The 17470-nt window shown below is 35.9% G+C and carries 19 protein-coding genes; 13 read left to right on the plus strand and 6 right to left on the minus strand.

The window, feature by feature from the left end:
* The first annotated feature begins 89 nt into the window (after positions 1–89).
* The 5 genes from PYW32_RS04090 (at position 90) to PYW32_RS04110 (ending at position 4913) form a co-directional block, all read left to right on the plus strand.
* Complete coding sequence (locus PYW32_RS04090) at positions 90–524, plus strand: PTS sugar transporter subunit IIA (protein ID WP_016175592.1); 435 nt, start codon at positions 90–92, stop codon at positions 522–524.
* The gene (locus PYW32_RS04095) at positions 521–1012 is read left to right on the plus strand and encodes a PTS sugar transporter subunit IIB (protein ID WP_016175591.1); all 492 of its coding nucleotides are present in this window, start codon (positions 521–523) and stop codon (positions 1010–1012) included. The genes PYW32_RS04090 and PYW32_RS04095 overlap by 4 nt, the downstream gene beginning before the upstream one ends.
* Positions 1013–1023: 11 nt before the next feature.
* Complete coding sequence (locus PYW32_RS04100) at positions 1024–1842, plus strand: PTS mannose/fructose/sorbose transporter subunit IIC (RefSeq protein ID WP_016175590.1); 819 nt, start codon at positions 1024–1026, stop codon at positions 1840–1842.
* A gap of 14 nt (positions 1843–1856) precedes the next feature.
* Positions 1857–2687: a PTS system mannose/fructose/sorbose family transporter subunit IID gene (locus PYW32_RS04105; protein ID WP_016175589.1), complete on the plus strand. Its 831-nt coding sequence runs from the start codon at positions 1857–1859 to the stop codon at positions 2685–2687.
* A gap of 252 nt (positions 2688–2939) precedes the next feature.
* Positions 2940–4913 (plus strand): alpha-amylase family glycosyl hydrolase, encoded by a 1974-nt coding sequence (locus PYW32_RS04110; RefSeq protein ID WP_016175588.1) that lies wholly within the window; start codon positions 2940–2942, stop codon positions 4911–4913.
* A gap of 51 nt (positions 4914–4964) precedes the next feature.
* Here PYW32_RS04110 and PYW32_RS04115 read toward each other — a convergent pair whose 3' ends face one another.
* Both PYW32_RS04115 and PYW32_RS04120 read right to left on the minus strand, forming a co-directional pair.
* Positions 4965–5285, minus strand: a complete 321-nt coding sequence (locus PYW32_RS04115; RefSeq protein WP_016175587.1) for a hypothetical protein — start codon at positions 5283–5285, stop codon at positions 4965–4967.
* Between the two features lie 107 nt (positions 5286–5392).
* Positions 5393–6217, minus strand: a complete 825-nt coding sequence (locus tag PYW32_RS04120) for a helix-turn-helix transcriptional regulator (RefSeq protein WP_016175586.1) — start codon at positions 6215–6217, stop codon at positions 5393–5395.
* Between the two features lie 106 nt (positions 6218–6323).
* On the opposite strand from PYW32_RS04120, the gene PYW32_RS04125 reads away from it, so the two are divergent.
* Complete coding sequence (locus PYW32_RS04125; RefSeq protein ID WP_016175585.1) at positions 6324–7208, plus strand: DMT family transporter; 885 nt, start codon at positions 6324–6326, stop codon at positions 7206–7208.
* Between the two features lie 216 nt (positions 7209–7424).
* On the opposite strand, the gene trmD is transcribed toward PYW32_RS04125, so the two are convergent.
* Positions 7425–8162: a tRNA (guanosine(37)-N1)-methyltransferase TrmD gene (gene trmD, locus PYW32_RS04130; RefSeq protein WP_102035478.1), complete on the minus strand. Its 738-nt coding sequence runs from the start codon at positions 8160–8162 to the stop codon at positions 7425–7427.
* Complete coding sequence (gene rimM, locus PYW32_RS04135; RefSeq protein ID WP_016175583.1) at positions 8152–8676, minus strand: ribosome maturation factor RimM; 525 nt, start codon at positions 8674–8676, stop codon at positions 8152–8154. The genes trmD and rimM overlap by 11 nt, the downstream gene beginning before the upstream one ends.
* Before the next feature lie 113 nt (positions 8677–8789).
* On the opposite strand from rimM, the gene PYW32_RS04140 reads away from it, so the two are divergent.
* The 5 genes from PYW32_RS04140 (at position 8790) to PYW32_RS04160 (ending at position 13827) form a co-directional block, all read left to right on the plus strand.
* The gene (locus PYW32_RS04140) at positions 8790–9476 is read left to right on the plus strand and encodes a response regulator transcription factor (RefSeq protein WP_016175582.1); all 687 of its coding nucleotides are present in this window, start codon (positions 8790–8792) and stop codon (positions 9474–9476) included.
* Positions 9473–10459: a sensor histidine kinase gene (locus PYW32_RS04145; protein ID WP_016175581.1), complete on the plus strand. Its 987-nt coding sequence runs from the start codon at positions 9473–9475 to the stop codon at positions 10457–10459. The genes PYW32_RS04140 and PYW32_RS04145 overlap by 4 nt, the downstream gene beginning before the upstream one ends.
* 91 nt (positions 10460–10550) lie before the next feature.
* Positions 10551–11312 (plus strand): ABC transporter ATP-binding protein, encoded by a 762-nt coding sequence (locus tag PYW32_RS04150; protein ID WP_016175580.1) that lies wholly within the window; start codon positions 10551–10553, stop codon positions 11310–11312.
* Position 11313: 1 nt separating this feature from the next.
* Positions 11314–13329: an FtsX-like permease family protein gene (locus tag PYW32_RS04155; protein WP_016175579.1), complete on the plus strand. Its 2016-nt coding sequence runs from the start codon at positions 11314–11316 to the stop codon at positions 13327–13329.
* A 63-nt stretch (positions 13330–13392) separates the two neighbouring features.
* Positions 13393–13827 (plus strand): universal stress protein, encoded by a 435-nt coding sequence (locus PYW32_RS04160; RefSeq protein WP_016175578.1) that lies wholly within the window; start codon positions 13393–13395, stop codon positions 13825–13827.
* A gap of 55 nt (positions 13828–13882) precedes the next feature.
* Here PYW32_RS04160 and PYW32_RS04165 read toward each other — a convergent pair whose 3' ends face one another.
* A complete protein-coding gene (locus PYW32_RS04165; protein WP_016175577.1) occupies positions 13883–15316 on the minus strand; it encodes a M23 family metallopeptidase in 1434 nt (477 codons plus the stop codon).
* Between the two features lie 193 nt (positions 15317–15509).
* Here PYW32_RS04165 and PYW32_RS04170 point away from each other — a divergent pair, with 193 nt between their 5' ends.
* Positions 15510–16172: a winged helix-turn-helix domain-containing protein gene (locus tag PYW32_RS04170; protein ID WP_016175576.1), complete on the plus strand. Its 663-nt coding sequence runs from the start codon at positions 15510–15512 to the stop codon at positions 16170–16172.
* A 12-nt stretch (positions 16173–16184) separates the two neighbouring features.
* The gene (locus tag PYW32_RS04175) at positions 16185–16649 is read left to right on the plus strand and encodes a GAF domain-containing protein (protein ID WP_016175575.1); all 465 of its coding nucleotides are present in this window, start codon (positions 16185–16187) and stop codon (positions 16647–16649) included.
* A 297-nt stretch (positions 16650–16946) separates the two neighbouring features.
* Here the strand turns inward: PYW32_RS04175 and PYW32_RS04180 are convergent, their stop codons facing one another.
* The gene (locus tag PYW32_RS04180; protein ID WP_016175574.1) at positions 16947–17441 is read right to left on the minus strand and encodes a hypothetical protein; all 495 of its coding nucleotides are present in this window, start codon (positions 17439–17441) and stop codon (positions 16947–16949) included.
* Positions 17442–17470 lie beyond the last annotated feature (29 nt).

Raw genomic sequence — 17470 nt, forward strand, 5'->3', positions numbered from 1 at the left:
ATCGATGAACGGTTAATAATCAATACTTTATTTTTGAAACACTGTTTGGCACAAATCTTGCAAATAGTAAGATGAAAGGAGTGAAAAAGATGGTATCAATTTTAATTAGTGGTCATGGTCAAATATCTTTAGGTGTTTTAGATGCTTTTGAAATGATTTTTGGTGCTGATCCTGATGTGCAAGCAGTTCCGTTTTTAAAGGGGGAAGGGTTACCACAAGTAAATGAAAAATTTACCAATGTGTACAATACGTTAGATGGGAATCAAGAATTATTAATTTTAGTAGATGTTTTTGGAGGAACACCTTACAACGCAGCAGCACAATTAGCATTTGGAAAAGAAAATGTAGATATTGTTACGGGAGTTAATTTACCCATGCTATTAGAAGCTGCGGCTGGTAAAAATCAATCATTGGCACAGTTAGTAGAGTATCTAAAAGAAGTAAGTAAAGATGGCATTAAAAATTTTAAAGAAGAAGTTCGGGGAATTCAAACTGATGAAGAAGATGAGGAGGATTTATTATGAAAATTGAATTAGCTAGAATTGATGATCGTTTTATTCATGGACAAGTTTTGACAAAGTGGGTGAAACTACGTCCAATTAGTCGTATTATTATTGTTTCGGATGCGGTTGCGCAAGATGAAATGCGCAAAACGTTAATTTTATCAGTAGCACCAGCTAACGTAAAAGCCAGTGCCGTTTCTGTTGATAAAATGGTACGTGCGTATCAATCACCACGCTATACCAATGATACAGTCATGCTATTATTTGAAAATCCAGAAGATATTGTTGATTTAGTACAGAAGGGTGTTCCTTTAACTGAAATTAATGTTGGTGGAATGCGTTTTGAACGTGACCGCCAACAAATTACTAAAGCCGTCAGTGTATCATCTAAAAATATTGAAGCTTTTAGAAAGTTACATGACTTAGGTGTCAAACTTGAATTACGCCAATTACCAGGTGATACAAGTGTGGATTTTTATAAAGAATTAGTTGCAAAAGTTGGCGAATAGGAGGAGCGAATATGTCTGTAGTACAAATTATACTGCTTTTAATTGTTGCTGGAATTACTGGCATGGGAAGTGTATTAGATGAAGGTCAAACCCATCGACCACTTGTCGCTTGTACACTTGTTGGTTTAGTTTTAGGTGATATTACCACTGGTGTTATTTTAGGTGGGACGTTAGAAATGATGGCGTTGGGGTGGATGAATGTAGGCTTAGCGATGGCTCCAGATACAGCGATTGCGTCAGTTATTTCGACTATTTTAGTCATTACTGCGCATCAAGGAATTGGAGAAGGGATTGCTATTGCGGTTCCTTTAGCAGCTGCGGGTCAAGCATTAACTATTTTTGTTCGTACGATTGCGGTATTTTTTGTTCATAAAGCGGATAGTTATGCTGAGCAAGGGAATTTTCGTGGGATAGAAATTATGCATATTTCTGCTTTATTACTCCAAGCATTGCGTGTTATGATTCCAACATTTATTATTTCAATGATTAGTGCGGATGCCGTCAGTCATTTTTTAAATGGTATTCCAGAAGTCGTAACAGGTGGTTTACAAATTGGTGGGGGAATTATTGTTGTTGTTGGATATGCGATGGTTATTAATATGATGGATGTTCCTTACTTAAAACCATTCTTTTATATGGGCTTCTTATTTGCTGCTTTTACCAATTTCAATCTTGTAGGTTTTGGTGGTTTAGGTTTATGTCTGGCATTGCTTTTCATTCAATTGAAATACAATGTGATTGGAGGCACTTCTGCACCACAACCAGTTGCCTCAAATCAAGTGGCATTTGATGACCTGGACGATGACTTAGATGATGATTTAGATGCGTAAGGAGGATAAGAAGTATGGAAAATACAGAAAAGAAATTAACAAAAAAAGATTTAAATAGTATGTTTTGGAGATCAAATTTCTTGCTAGGATCGTTTAATTTTGAACGTGTGCAAAACATGGGGTTTTGCTTTGTAATGATTCCTGCAATTAAGCGATTATATGCACCCGGACAAGAACGTAATGAAGCTCTGCAACGTCATTTAGAGTGGTTCAATACACAACCTTGGTTAACCGCACCTATCTTTGGTGTAGTCAGTGCGATGGAAGAAGAAAAAGCGAATAAAGGTGAAATGCCTGGTAGTTCAATTGCCGCAATGAAGATTGGGTTGATGGGACCTTTAGCAGGTGTAGGGGATCCTATTTTTTGGGGGACAGCTCGTCCAGTACTGGCTGCTTTAGGCGCTTCGTTAGCGATGGCAGGTAGTGTAAGTGGGCCATTATTATTCTTTCTTTTAATTAATGCTATCCGTTTGGTAACAAAATACTATGGATTAACATTAGGTTACGAAAAAGGAAATGAGATTATTAAGGAAATGGCTGGCGGAACAGTTAAAAAATTAACAGAAGGTGCATCGATTGTCGGATTATTTGTAATGGGCGCTTTAGTTAGTAAGTGGACTACAATCAATATTCCGATTGTTGCAACTAGAATTACTAACGATGATGGCGAAGTGGTTACACAAACTGTTCAAAATGTTCTAGATAGTATCATGCCTGGAATGTTAGCATTAGTATTAACATTATTTGTTGCATGGTTATTGAAGAAAAATGTGAGTCCATTACTAATTATCTTAGTTATCTTTGCAGTAGGGATTGCTGGAAAAGCATTTGGTTTCTTAGGTTAATGAAAAACGAGTGGGTAAAAGGGAGAAATTGCACCTTTATCTACTCGTTTTTGCTTGTATTTATAAATAAATCCTTTATTTATAATTCCTTGAAATATGGTATGATAAATTTAATCGTACTGGTGAGGAAATAGAAGGAGAAACTGTTTTGCTCAAACAGATTAAATGATTGGAGAGGCGCATTCGCTAGTGGTTTAAAATAAAACAGTCTCTTCTTTTCAAATATTGAAATAAACGGGAGGAAGCAATGTGATGAATGAAAAAATTTTAGAGATTGATCCGTTTTTAAAACCATATGTTTCAGATATTCGTTTAAGAAATAAAAATTATGTAGATACGAAAAAAAGATTACTAACAAAAGAGAAAAAATTGTCTAACTTTGCGAATGGTCATCATTATTTTGGTTTTCACAAGCAAAAGGATGGATGGGTTTATCGTGAATGGGCGCCCAATGCAAAAAAGATTGCGTTAATTGGTGATTTTAATCAATGGAATCGCACCAGCCATTTTTTACAATCGATTGGTGATGGTGTTTGGGAAATTAAATTGACAAAAAAAGACAAATTGGTTCATGGATCTAAGGTTCGTATTGAAATTACTACTGAAAAAGATACATTTGAGCGGATTCCAACATATTGTAAGCGAGTTGTTCAAAAGAAAGAAACCGTTGATTTTGATGGGGAAGTGTGGGCTCCTGAGACAGCTTTTGTATGGACTGACCAAGATTTTAAACGTAACCAAGATGAACCAGTCTTGATTTATGAAAGTCATGTGGGGATGGCAGGGATCAAAGAAGGAATTTCTACTTTTCAAGATTATATTGAAATCGTTTTACCTCGTGTGAAAAAATTAGGTTATAATACGATTCAATTAATGGCGATTGCAGAACATCCATATTATGGTTCCTTTGGTTACCAAGTATCCAATTTTTTTGCTGTTTCTTCTAAATTCGGGACACCAGAAGAATTGAAATTATTGATTGATACTGCACATCAGATGGGGATTAGTGTTTTATTGGACATTGTTCATTCGCATGCTGCAACGAATGTAGTGGAAGGTTTAGCCGAATTTGATGGAACAGAAATACAATATTTCTACTCAGGAAAAAGAGGAACGCATCCGGAATGGGGATCAAAACTATTTAACTATGGTAAAACAGAAGTTATCCATTTTCTGTTATCGAATGTGAAATATTGGTTGGAAGAATATCATTTTGATGGATTCCGTTTTGATGCGGTGACATCTATGTTGTATCACCATCACGGATTAGGTGTTGCTTTTGACAATTACGACAAATATTTTTCTACGAACACTGATACCGAAGCAGTAACCTATTTACAATTAGCTGCAGAAATCGCAAAAGAAGTAGACCCAGATTGTATTTTGATTGCAGAAGATATGAGTGGAATGCCAGGAATGTGTTTACCCATCGAAATTGGTGGTATAGGCTTTGATTATCGTTTGGGAATGGGTGTACCTGATTTTTGGATTAAGACATTGAAAAATATGTCGGATTACGATTGGAATTTAGGTTCCATTTGGTATGAATTAACACAAAGACGTCCGCAAGAAAAAGTGGTTGGGTACTGTGAATCGCATGACCAAGCGTTAGTTGGTGATAAAACGATTATGTTCCGGTTGGCAGACCAAGAAATGTATTGGAAAATGGATGTCTTCTCACAAAGTGATATTATTGATCGGGCAATTGCTCTGCATAAAATGATTCGTTTGATTACTTGTACCTGTGCAGGGGAAGGGTATTTAAACTTTATGGGAAATGAATTTGGTCATCCGGAATGGATTGATTTTCCAAATCCTGATAATGATTGGAGCTATTCAAAAGCGAGAAGACGTTGGGATTTAGCCGAAGATACCAATTTGAGATATCGTTTTTTACAAAGTTTTGACCATGCGATGATTCAATTAGTGAAAGAAAATAATTTATTAGCAACTCCATCGCAATTATTATTCCATCATGAAGACCATAAGTTACTTGCTTATCAAAAAGGGGCATATGTCTTTGTTTATAACTTCCATCCTGTTGCGCAGCACACAGTTACGCTACAAATTGAGAAGGCCTCAACTGCGGAAGTGGTGTTGCATTCTGATTGGCAACGATTTGGTGGATATTTGAATGCAGAGAATCCTGAAACAATAGTCATTACCAACAATAAATTAACGATTCCTATCAATCGAAGAGCCGTTGCTGTTTATAAAATATCATGATAAAAACGAACAATTATCAAAGCGAAACGGCTTTGTAATTGTTCGTTTTACTTATTGTCTTCGTTTTGTCTGAGTATTTGTTTCAATTTGTTCGAGTACAGCTTCTGCATTTAAACTAACATACGATCCAATGGTGAAATTCATCTGTTTTATGCGTTTCGGAATCCGTCGTAAGAGAGGGTGATTTAAAGAAATCACTGGGTCCACAAGCACCATTTTTTCTTTGGTAAAAACATACTTGTCAATATCTTCTAACTTAATAACGATCACATCAATTGCGTCATTTGTCAGCAATAAAATATTTCGTGCCAAAATTTTAACCACACTTCCTGCAATAGAAGAATGATCGATGAATACTACTTTCTCTGTCATTTTTCTCCATCCTTAATATAATAAAAATATTTAATTAAGAATATTAATTAAATGAAGGTTTGTAAATAGCAAACACAAAAAAACTACTTCGAATGTTTAGAAGTAGTTTAAGAGCGAAAGTGTTTTCGAAATTTTAATGGTGTACAGTTGTATTTTTGTTTGAATTTTGTAATGAAATAGCTAATATTGTTAAAACCAACAAAGTAACAAATTTCTGAAATGGAATGATTGGTAGTTTGTAATAATTCTTTTGCTTTATTTAACCGAAAGTCAATTAGGTAGTTGATGGGTGACAATTTTGTGTATTGCTTAAATAAGGTGGTACATTTATTTTTATTAATGGGAATCGATTGCGCAATATCGTCAACAGAGAGCGGTTGTTGATAATGGGTATGCACAAAATCTAGTAAGTGATAAATGTCGGACTGGCTTTTTTTGAAAGTCCCGGCTTCTGTTTGGACTTGAGACAACATACTTAATAATAATTCGTATAGCGTCAGATAATTTATTTTTGAAAAAACAGTTTCTCTTACTATAGATTCTTGCTGTGTCGTTAATTGAATGGGAATAAAATGAAACATGGGATCTTGTTGAATCGCTGATATCACGTTTTGGTAAAAGGATGTATTGATGAAAAAAGGTGAGAAATCAATACAAATATATTCGACGTTATCACTGATTGGTTTGGCACTATGTAATTTGGAACTATTAATTAAAATGCCTGATGAAGCAGAGAGCGTAATCGTACTCGTTTCAATCGAATAACTTAAGGTACCTTCAAGAATCCAGACAAATTGAAACTCTTGGTGCCAATGAGGCATGAGGCGATCTTGTTGTTGTTTATTTAAAATACGATGATAGATTGCTAGTGGTAAATTATCGGTGACATGTTTGGTCACTTCTTTTTGACTGTCCGTAATTTCAAAATACATGCAGATACTCCTTACAGAATAATGATAAAAATAGCCAGAATATTGAAAGATTTACATTGGTATGGCAATTATAATAATACAATATGAAAGAGAAAGAAAGAGGAGAATGATTATCAAAACGAAAGGAATTTTAGCAGCTTGCGGTGCGGCTAGTTTATGGGCAATCTCAGGCGTTTCAGGACAAATATTATTCAATCAATTTCATTTTTCAGCAAGTTGGTTAGTATCGACACGATTATTGATTGCTGGAATTGTTTTATTACTAATTGCTTTTTTTAGAAACCAGAAACAAATCTTTCAACCTTTTATGAATCAGAGAGATTTAGTAGCGTTACTTGCTTTTTCAGTGTTGGGGATGTTTCTCGTGCAGTTTACGTATTTTAAAACGATTGAATTAAGTAATGCTTCTTTTGCGACGATTATTCAATATACAGGCCCCTTTTTTGTCGTGTTGTATGAATCATTGCGTGGAAAACGATGGCCATCACTAATCACGATGTTTTTAATGGGGATTACTTTATTTGGTGTCACTTTGATTGCTTCTCACGGCGAAGGAATCAATTTATTTGCTTCCATCGATTCATTGTGTTGGGGGATTGGTTCGGCAATTGCTTTAGCTTTTTATTCCATTCAACCAAGAAATCTATTACGCAAGTATGGAAGTTTTACGATTGTTGGTTGGGGAATGATTCTAGGAAGTATCGTTGCAAATCTATATCATCCAGTGTGGCGAATAGATGGTCTTATCAATACAGCATCGTTTAGCCAGTTAGTCATTGTAGTAGTTTTCGGTACGGCAATAGCGTATTTAATTTATTTATCAAGTTTGAAATTTATCTCGTCAGCTTTAGCCAGTATTTTAACAGCATTTGAGCCTATTTTAGCAACGATTCTTTCCGTATTTTTATTCCATTTAGCCTTTTCATGGATTGAATTTATCGGGTTTGCTTGTGTGTTAGGATCAATTTTATTGTTACAAAAACGTGTATAAGATAGCTAGCGTAAGTCGCTAGTTATTTTTTTTGCCCACGGATAAAAAGTGGTCTTCGGCTAGGCATCTGTCCTGCTTTGATTTATTTCAAAGTAGGAGTTAACTGCACTTTGCGACGGGGAACTATGTTGTTAGCTCGATGGATATGTACTTGTTCCATTGAAAAAAGATAAGCAGTAGACAACCAATCTTTCTGGTTGTCTACTGCTTTTTAGGCTATTTTTCTTCTGCTTCAATCTCTTTAAGCATTTTTTTCATTTGATCGGTTAAGGCAAATGTTTCTAACATATCGGGACGACGTAAATAAGTACGACGTAAAGATTCTTTTAATTGCCATTCTTCAATTAACTTATGATTGCCATTCATTAAAACAGCAGGAACGTCCATGTCGTTAAATGAAGCCGGGCGTGTGTATTGGGGATGTTCCAATAAACCAGTTGAATGTGAATCTGTTTGGGCAGAAATAGTATTCCCTAAAACATCTGGTAACAAACGGACAGTCGCATCGATCATCACCATCGCACCTAATTCGCCTCCAGTTAACACATAATCACCTAAAGAAACTTCATCCGTAACTAGGGAACGAATACGCTCGTCATATCCTTCATAATGGCCACAAATAAACACGAGATGTTCTTCTTGTGAAAATTCTTCTGCCATTGCTTGATTGAAGGGTTTACCTGCTGGATCAAGCAAAATCACGCGTTTTTTGGTCGTTGGCGTTTCTTGTTCAATTGCTTTTATGTTGTCATAAATTGGTTGTACTTTTAACAACATGCCAGCACCACCACCATAAGGGTAGTCATCCACAGTTTGGTGTTTGTTATCGGAGAAATCACGGAAGTTGGAGACATTCATTTCAAGTAATCCTTTTTCACGTGCTTTACCAATAATTGATTCACCCATAGGACCTTCAAACATACGTGGGAAAAGGGTTAAGACATCAATCCTCATCATCTAACAACCCTTCTGGAATTTCGACATGTACTTCATTCGCATCTAGGTCAATATCTTTGACCACCGATTCAATATAAGGGATTAAAGCATCTTTTTGTCCTTTGCGTTGAACAACCCAAACATCGTTGGCACCAGGAGATAAAATTTCTTTGATTTTACCCAATGTTTTTCCTTGTTCATCAATGACGTTTAACCCAATTATTTCGTAATAATAATATTCATTTTCTTCTAAGTCTGTCAAAAATTCTTCGGCAACTTTTAAAATTCCATCACGGAAAGGTTCCACATCATTAATATTTGGGTAGCCTTCAAAAGTCAATAAGTCAAAGTTTTTGTGTTTACGATGTCCAGAGACAGTCAAATCTAAAGGTGCTTTGCCATTGCGGAATAAGGTCAGTTTTGCTCCTTTTTGATAACGTTGCTCAGGGAAATCCGTTTGTGAAATGACACGAACTTCACCACGAATGCCGTGTGTGTTGACGATTTTACCTACATTTAAATATTCAGTCACTTTTTTTCCTCATTTCTATTAAAGTCCTACTTATTTTAGCATGGTTGGCAATTGAATTCTAGATTTCTTACTTTGAACTTTTATGTTATAACTAAAATGAAAGGATTGACGAGATGGAGAAAACAATTTATTTAATTGAAGATGATGAAACAATTGTTTCTGTTTTGAAAAAACATTTGGAACATTGGGGGTATCGTGTTGTTTCACCAGAGAAATTTCCAGAGGTGTTGACTGAATTTCAGACAATTACCCCTGATTTAGTGTTGATGGATATTTCCTTGCCGTATTTCAATGGCTTTTATTGGTGCCAAGAAATTCGTCAATTTTCAGAAGTGCCAATTATTTTTTTGTCGTCTGCAGAAGAAAAAATGAATCAAATTATGGCGATGAATATGGGGGCAGATGATTTTATTGCAAAACCATTTGATTTAGGTGTGTTAGTTGCAAAAATCCAAGCGTTGTTTCGCCGTAGCTATCAATACGGACAACCAATCTTAACGTATCAACTGGCAGATGTCACTTTTAATCCTTTAGAAAATCAATTAAAATCTGCGCAAGAGTTAGTCACTTTATCGCCGACGGAAACGCGTATTTTAGCTGTTTTAATGCAAAAACAAGGGGACATTGTGCCCCGTGAAGAGATTATTCAAGCATTGTGGAATAGTGATGAATTTATTGATAATAATACCTTAGCTGTGAATATGACGCGTCTTCGAAAAAAGTTACAGAGTATTGGGATTGAAAATATCATTCAGACGGTTAAAAATCGTGGGTACATGATTGAGAAGGTGGATTCATGAAACTGCTTGGTAGCTATTTAAAAGAGAATAGTCACGTGTATGTGATGTATGGTTTGTTTGCTAGTTTAACGTTAGCAACCGTTTATTTGTATGATGTTTCTTTAGCATTATTTTGGGATGTTCTTTGGTTTTTAAGTTTTGCTTTGGTTATTTACTCGTTAATTAAAGGCTATCGTTATCGTCAAACAATCAAGCAATTACAACAAATTCAAAAACGTCCATTAACCACTCATAGCTTGGTATTTTTCCCACGACCAACGCAAAAAAGCGAGCAAATGTATCAAGAAATCATTCAACAACTTCTCCAAGAAAAAGAAATGCAACAACAGCAAATTTTAGAGCAACAAGAAGCCTTTTTAGAAGATTTTGGTCTGTGGATGCATCAAATAAAAACGCCACTTGCTGGCTTAGATTTATTGGTACAAGCCCCTGATGTGGATCGTCAACGAATGAAAAATGAATTGTTTAAAATCAATGAATATTTACAGTTGATGTTGAATTATTTGCGTCAAAATTTAAACCATGAAGATTTAGTCATTGAAAAAATTTCATTAGAACCTGTCGTGAAGGAAGTATTGAAAAAATATGCCATCTTTTTTTCACAAAAGAATTTACGGTTAGTCTTAAAAGGGTTAAATGTGACGGTGTATACGGATAAAAAGTGGTTCATCTTTATTCTAGAGCAATTACTATTTAATGCGATTAAATATACAGAAAATGGCGAGATTGCTATTTATTGGGACCAGCAATTAGTTATTGCGGATACAGGTATTGGTATTCGTCCAGAAGATGTTCCACGGGTCTTTGAAAAAGGATACACGGGGTACAATGGTCGAGAACAGCAACGGGCAAGTGGTTTAGGTTTGTATCTATGTCAGATGGTGGCTGATAAAATTGGGATGACGCTCACGTTGACGTCCCAAATGGGTCAAGGGACCCAACTCACTCTCACTTTTCCAACAGAACAAAATTTTAACGAGTAATCCAAACTTACGGAACTGTAAGTTTGGATTTCTTTTTGTAAGTAGTGCAATTCAACGAATATCGGTATGATAAATAAAAAGGGGGAGTATGATGACACGCTTATTAACAGTTAAAAATGTGAAGAAAACGTATCAAAGTCGGTTGAATGGACAACCAGTTGAGGCTTTGCGTCAAATGAATTTTACCGTTGAAAAAGGAGAATATGTAGCGATTATGGGGGAGTCTGGTTCGGGGAAAAGTACCTTACTAAACTTGATTGCAACGCTAGATAAACCAACAACGGGATTGATTCAATTAGAACAAATGAATTTAACCGAAATTCCAGAGAAAGAAGCTGCAAATTTTAGACGAGAACATTTGGGATTTGTCTTTCAAGATTTTAATTTACTTGAAAATTTTTCAGTCAAAGATAACATTTTATTGCCTTTAGTATTGTCACGGACACCGTATGCTAAAATGCAAGCACGGTTAATACCGGTGACAACGGCTTTAGGAATTGACAGCTTAGTAGACAAATATCCTTATGAATTATCGGGTGGACAACAACAGCGAGTGGCCATTGCTCGTGCCATAATCACCCAACCAGAATTGCTGTTAGCCGATGAACCAACGGGCGCCTTGGATTCTAAAACATCGAAACAATTGCTCCAAGTATTTGAACGTTTAAATGACCACGGACAAACGATTTTAATGGTAACGCATAGCTCCTTAGCAGCAAGTCATGCCAAGCGTGTGCTGTTTATTAAAGATGGGCAAGTTTTTCATCAATTGTATCGAGGTGAAAAGGACAATCAACAATTTTTCGAAACGATTGCAGAAACGATGACTGCATTATTGGCAAAGGAGGAATAAGATGTTTTTTGCAAAATTAAGTGGACAGAATATCCGGAAGAACCTCCAAGTGTATTTGCCCTTCTTCATTGCGATGATTTTAATGGTGGCGATTAATACGATGATTTACTTATTAGTAAACAACGTGGGAATGGAGACACTCACGCAAAGAGGTGGATTGCGCTTTGCTTTTTATCTAGGACAAATAGTTATTGTCCTTTTTACGTGGATTTTTGCTATTTACGCCAATCAATTTGTGATGAAACAACGAACGCGTGAGTTGGGACTATTTCATATCTTGGGTTTAGGTAAACGAGAGTTGTATCAAATTGTTTTGTGGGAAATGCTCTACGGGTTGTTGTTATCCTTAGTTGCAGGCTTGCTTTCTGGCTTTGTCTTATTCAAATTCACGTCACTTGTTTTAATGAAGATGTTGGCTATTGGTGAAATATTTACCTCGCAAATAACTATGGGAAGCATAGTTGTGATTTTTTTCGAATTCTTTTTTATTTTTAGTCTGTTATTCGCATTAAATTGTCGCCAAATCCATCGAACGAATCCGATTGAATTATTAACTAGTCATAAAAAAGGGGAACAAGAACCGAAAGCACGCAAGAAAATGACGATGATTGGTCTTCTTTCATTAAGTATTGGTTATGGGATTGCATTAACCATTCACTCACCGATTCAAGCAATGTTTTACTTTTTTATTGCGGTGCTGTTTGTCCTTTTAGGTACGTATCTATTATTTATTGGTGGTAGTATTACTTTACTTAAATTTTTGAAAAAGCGTCCGAATATTTACTATCGCCCACAATCTTTTATTGCTATTTCAGGAATGATGTATCGTATGAAACAACATGCTGCGGGGTTAGCGAGTATTTGTATTTTGTCTACGATGTCTTTGATTACGATTGCGATGACTGCAAGTTTATATTTTGGTCGCCAAGCAGAGTTAGATGCAGAATATGCGTATGATATTACGTTTACGCCTTCTGTCAAAACGCCGCAAGTGCAAGAAGCTACCTATGCCTTAGCACAAGAGATGGGAATTGAGATTACTGATTCGTTACAGGTGCAAACGAGACAAGAAGTACCTTATGGAAAAGAAGCGAACAAGTTACAATGGGTGAGTGATTCAGATTCAAGTATTCGTGGTGTCACGAAACTTTTTGTCGCTAATTATTACCGATTTATGACTTTAGATGAGTACAATCGTGTCACGCATTCAACGAATACGTTAAATGACCATGAAGTGATTGTTGACCAATTAGCACGTTCTAGTAATGAAAAGACTATCGCTTTTCAAGACAGCCAAACATTTCAAGTCAAAAAAGTCACCAATCAGTTAGCATCATTTTTCCAAGATAATCCAGCATTACCTACTATTGTCTTGGTATTTAGTGATGAAGAACCACTTAATCACGTTTTAGAAGAAACAATCTCGGAAATCAAAACGCAACAGCGTGTCATTGAAAAGGAATATCGTTGGTCGTTCAATTTTAAGGAAGATGACTCTGACAAACGCCTTCAGTTTGTGGACAATTTTTCAACATTGGTTCGTGAAAAGACCATCAGCAATCGGCGCAGTTATTCATATGGTTTGAAACTCAAAGATTTAGCTGTCGAATCCAACCGTTTATCGGATGCCAGTTTCTTCTTTATTGGTCTATTGTTAAGTAGTGTTTTCTTATTAGCAACGACTTTAATTATTTACTTTAAACAAATTTCGGAAGGTTTGGAAGATCGTCGTCGTTTCATCATTATGCAAAAAGTTGGTATGAGTCGTCAAGAAGTCAAACAGACCATTCGTCAGCAAGTAACCATGATTTTTTCCTTACCTGTAGTAGTGGCGTTAAGTCACTTGCTGTTTGCATTTCCTATGATGAAAAAACTGTTGTTTCTTTTTGAAATTACTCAAGTGACGATATTTGTCAAAGCAACTATCGGTGTAGTTAGTGGTTTCATCCTACTCTATTTATTGGTCTATGTTTTGACAGCAAAAGTCTATTACCAGCTAGTTGAAAGAGAGGGTTAGTTAACGTGTGTTTTGCTTGTTTGAAATGAGCGTGCTATAATAAAGGAAAAGGAGGCGCTTACAATGTTAGAAACTTATAAGAAATTATTAGTTGCGGTCGATGGTTCTACTCAATCAGAAAAGGCATTTAAGGAAGCAGTCGAAATTGCCAAGCGGAATGAATCAACGGTGTATCTTGTATGGATTATTAATGATGTTGAGTTGACAACAAGTGCATACGCGTTTTCCAAATTATTACAAGATGAAAAAGCATTTGTCGAGGATTTTATGGCGAAAAAAGCAGATGAAGTCAAGGCGGCAGGAATCAATGACGTACACGTGGTGATTGATGTTGGTTCACCAAAACGTAAAATTGCAGTAGACATTCCAAAAGAATTTGACATTAATTTAATTATTATGGGTTCTACAGGAAAAGGGGCAATTTCTCAAGCGTTAATTGGTTCAACAACGGCTTTTGTTGTCAATCATGCGGTTTGTAATGTGATGGTTGTTAAATAAGTATAAAAAAGAACGAGCAGTATCCCAACCGCTCGTTCTTTTTTTCTACCTATCATTAAGCGCCAATAAAGGGTGCTGGATTTACAAAACCTGACCAAACGCCAGTTCCAATTCCAAAGTGTAAGTGAACACCCGTTGAATTACCAGTTGTTCCCATCCCACCGACTGTTGCACCTTGGCTAACACTTTGACCATTTGCCACACCAATGCTGCTTAAGTGTAAGTAATGAGAGAAATAACCATCTCCATGGTCAATAATCACATAATTCCCACCACTTGGATCAAAACCAGTCTGGACAACAGTCCCTGATTTTGCTGCATAGATTGGGGTACCTGATGAGCCGACTAAATCAATCCCATTATGGAATTCAGTTCCTGGTCCAGTTGGATTGGCACGCATCCCAAATGGACTTGAAACAGAAATACTACTTACAGGTGAAGCCCAACCAGAAGAGTTTGATGTTGATGCCGCTGGTGTGTCGACTTTTTCTTCCACGACTTCTTCTACCACTGTTTCTGCTACAGGTTCAGCAGGTGTTTCTTGACGTTCTACTTTTGTTTCTACAGCAGGAGCAGCAACTTCTAAGCTTGCACGATCGACTTTAGTTGAAGAAGGTGTCGCTGGTTGTGGTGTTGGTGCTTGGGCAACCGATTCTTTCGCAGCTTCTGCTTGCGCTTGTTGTTGCGCTGCAGCTTGTTCTTGAGCTAAGCGTTGTGCTTCGGCAGCTGCACGAGCTTCTTCTTCTTGAATTTTCTTACGCGCAGCTTCTTCACGGGCACGTTGTTCAGCTAATGCTTTTAATTGTTCTTGACGTTTACGTTCAGCTTCTTCTTTTTGCTTCACGAATTTTTCTTTTTGTTTCTTTTCAGTAGCAACAGAGACTTGGATTTCTTGAATGGCTACTTCTTGATCTAATTGTGCTTCAACTAATTCTTGTTGTTTCTCATGTAGTTCTGCACTTTTTTCCTCAATCACACGTAGACGTTCTTCTGATTCAATGGATAATTCTTCTAAACGCTCTTTATCTTTTTGTTGTTCTTGAAGAATTTCGTTATTCGCGTCGACAATTGTATTTAATGCCATTGCGCGACTAAATGCTTCATTGATTGATTCAGAAGAGAGAATTGCTGAAAGAAAACCATCTGTATTGTGGTTTTCTTGAACGTTGCGTGCTTGTTCTTTTAACTTCTCATCGCGTTGCGCAATCACTTCTTTTAAATCTGCAATTTCCGCATTTAATTCATTTAAACGTTTTTCTTCTTCTAATTTCGAAGCCAATACTTCATCTATTTCTTGCTCAATTTGACCAATACGTGTTTGAATTTCCGCTAATTTCTTCTCCGCATTTTTTTGATCGTTTTCTAGAGCTTCAATTTTTTGATCTTGTTTTTGAATCTTTGCATCAAATTCGTCTGCCACAGCAAGAGCAGGACTAGCTAATAACGCCGCTAGTAGCGTTATTGATGCAACCTTTTTTAACTTAATCATAAATAACCTCGCACATTTTTATTGTTCACTTTATCCAATATAATGAAAAAATGTGAGTTTTGTGTGAGGGAATGAGAATTTGTTAAAAAAATCTTATGTTTTAATCTAATTGAAACAATCCTAAACGATTTGACACAATCTGTTATTTGGAAAAAATATTCTTCATTGTATAATAAACGTGAGGTGAGACATAATGAATATCCAATTGCTATCGCATCAACCAGAAAACTACCAACCATATGTTCAATGGTTAAAGACGGAGTTGCCATTCACGACCTGTTCTCTCTCCAATAAAATTGAAAAAAACCAAGATTTAATTTTTATCTTTCCAGATCAATCAAAGCGCTTGGACTGGCGACCGCTCGCAGAAGATGTCAAAGAAAAGACCTGGTATATCTTTTTTGATGATGCCTTAACCGCAGAGGAACGTTGTCAGTTGCTAAATGAAGGAATTGATCTTATTTGGGATTTTTCAATGGGTAAGAACGAATGGATTGCACGCATCAAAGCAATTTTTCGTTTGATTGAACGCTACCGTTTACCAGATGCTTTGAGTTATAATGAAGATGAATTGATTTTACAAACAGAAACACAACAAGTTTATGTGGAAGGACAAGAAGTATTGCTAACAGCTTCTGAATATCAGTTATTGTTACAATTTATGCAACATCCCAATCGAATTTATTCGCGAGATGAACTGTTAGTATTGTTGAACAACCAAAGGGGAATGCATCGAGCAATCGATACACATATAAAAAATTTACGTCGGAAAATTGAGTTGCAGAACAGAAAATTCGATTATATTCGAACCGTTCATGGACGCGGCTACCGTTTCCAATATCAATTGGATGACTAAGGAGTGAAGAAGTTGGAAAAAGAGAAAAAACGCCAAGCCTATGAATTATTACTAGCCCAACAAAAAGGGTTGTTAGAAGCTGAGACAAACTGGATTGCTAGTCTATCAAATTCTTCGGCATTATTAAATGAAACATTCGCAGATACGGTATTTGCAGGGTATTATTTATTTGAAGAGGGCGAATTGATTTTAGGACCTTTTCAAGGACGCGTTTCATGTACACGTATTAAATTAGGGAAAGGTGTATGTGGGGAATCTGCTGAAAAACAAGTCACGTTAATCGTAGATAATGTAAAAGAACATGAGAATTATATTTCTTGCGATTCAGCGGCGATGTCTGAAATCGTTGTTCCGATGGTTAAAGACGGACAATTAATCGGTGTGTTAGATATTGATAGTAGTCAGACACATAGTTATGATGAAATTGATCATGAGTTTTTAGAAAAATATGTTGCTTTAATGTTAAGCATTAAATAAAAAGAACCCTTTGTCACAAATGGCAAAGGGTTCTTTTTTTTAGACAAAAAAATTAGGATACGTTTCTTTTAAATAACCGTTCAGGTGTTCAGCAGGAATTTCCTTTATTTCTGAGACGAAATCAGACGCGACTAATTTCCGGTGAGAATTGTTTGAAAAATTCAATTTAGTTAAATAATCGATGTCGCTTGAATGAAAATAATAATTGACTTTGATATTAGGAAAGCCATTTTCATTTAAAATCGTCGAAATACGATTGGAAAAAGTCATTAAATTATCAAACTTTAAATATTTTAGCTAATACAGTTCATTAATATTTAAAATCGCAATCATTTTGGTATCAAAATAATACAAGAGTTGTTGGGAAAAGAAAGTACTTTTTTCTTTTGCTGAATTTGTAATGATAACGACTTTTTTCAAATTACGACTAGCAATTTTATTTTTGAGAACGTGCTCTCGAAAAATCAAGGTCAAGGTACTGATTTGACGTTCATCTAATGTTATTTTTTCGGATAAAAAGCGATCATAGCAATATTCGACTAATTGATATAAGAAGGAAAATTCTTTTTTGACATCATCTAGTTTATTGTCATAAAAATCATATTTCAAGAAATGGCGGATGAGACATTTATAAAGATATTGATCGAGATTATTTTCTAATTGCTCTTTTGAATAGAATGTGGTGTAGACCCGTTCTTCTACATACGTAAGTAATTGCGTACGACAGGTGACCACCAGTGAATCATTGGGATACATAATTTTTCCATGATTATCTAAACTTGCTAAAATCATACTTAGGGCAAAATCTTCCTGCTCATGCT

The organism is Enterococcus saccharolyticus subsp. saccharolyticus, from assembly GCF_029023825.1.
In the GTDB taxonomy this organism is placed as follows: domain Bacteria; phylum Bacillota; class Bacilli; order Lactobacillales; family Enterococcaceae; genus Enterococcus_F; species Enterococcus_F saccharolyticus.

Bases quoted from the DNA above. Each gene is read 5' to 3' on its own strand.
- PYW32_RS04090 (WP_016175592.1), top strand. From the start codon at position 90: ATGGTATCAATTTTAATTAGTGGTCATGGTCAAATATCTTTAGGTGTT.
- PYW32_RS04095 (WP_016175591.1), top strand. From the start codon at position 521: ATGAAAATTGAATTAGCTAGAATTGATGATCGTTTTATTCATGGACAA.
- PYW32_RS04100 (WP_016175590.1), top strand. From the start codon at position 1,024: ATGTCTGTAGTACAAATTATACTGCTTTTAATTGTTGCTGGAATTACT.
- PYW32_RS04105 (WP_016175589.1), top strand. From the start codon at position 1,857: ATGGAAAATACAGAAAAGAAATTAACAAAAAAAGATTTAAATAGTATG.
- PYW32_RS04110 (WP_016175588.1), top strand. From the start codon at position 2,940: ATGAATGAAAAAATTTTAGAGATTGATCCGTTTTTAAAACCATATGTT.
- PYW32_RS04115 (WP_016175587.1), bottom strand. From the start codon at position 5,285: ATGACAGAGAAAGTAGTATTCATCGATCATTCTTCTATTGCAGGAAGT.
- PYW32_RS04120 (WP_016175586.1), bottom strand. From the start codon at position 6,217: ATGTATTTTGAAATTACGGACAGTCAAAAAGAAGTGACCAAACATGTC.
- PYW32_RS04125 (WP_016175585.1), top strand. From the start codon at position 6,324: ATGATTATCAAAACGAAAGGAATTTTAGCAGCTTGCGGTGCGGCTAGT.
- trmD (WP_102035478.1), bottom strand. From the start codon at position 8,162: ATGAGGATTGATGTCTTAACCCTTTTCCCACGTATGTTTGAAGGTCCT.
- PYW32_RS04140 (WP_016175582.1), top strand. From the start codon at position 8,790: ATGGAGAAAACAATTTATTTAATTGAAGATGATGAAACAATTGTTTCT.
- PYW32_RS04145 (WP_016175581.1), top strand. From the start codon at position 9,473: ATGAAACTGCTTGGTAGCTATTTAAAAGAGAATAGTCACGTGTATGTG.
- PYW32_RS04150 (WP_016175580.1), top strand. From the start codon at position 10,551: ATGACACGCTTATTAACAGTTAAAAATGTGAAGAAAACGTATCAAAGT.
- PYW32_RS04155 (WP_016175579.1), top strand. From the start codon at position 11,314: ATGTTTTTTGCAAAATTAAGTGGACAGAATATCCGGAAGAACCTCCAA.
- PYW32_RS04160 (WP_016175578.1), top strand. From the start codon at position 13,393: ATGTTAGAAACTTATAAGAAATTATTAGTTGCGGTCGATGGTTCTACT.
- PYW32_RS04165 (WP_016175577.1), bottom strand. From the start codon at position 15,316: ATGATTAAGTTAAAAAAGGTTGCATCAATAACGCTACTAGCGGCGTTA.
- PYW32_RS04170 (WP_016175576.1), top strand. From the start codon at position 15,510: ATGAATATCCAATTGCTATCGCATCAACCAGAAAACTACCAACCATAT.
- PYW32_RS04180 (WP_016175574.1), bottom strand. From the start codon at position 17,441: ATGATTTTAGCAAGTTTAGATAATCATGGAAAAATTATGTATCCCAAT.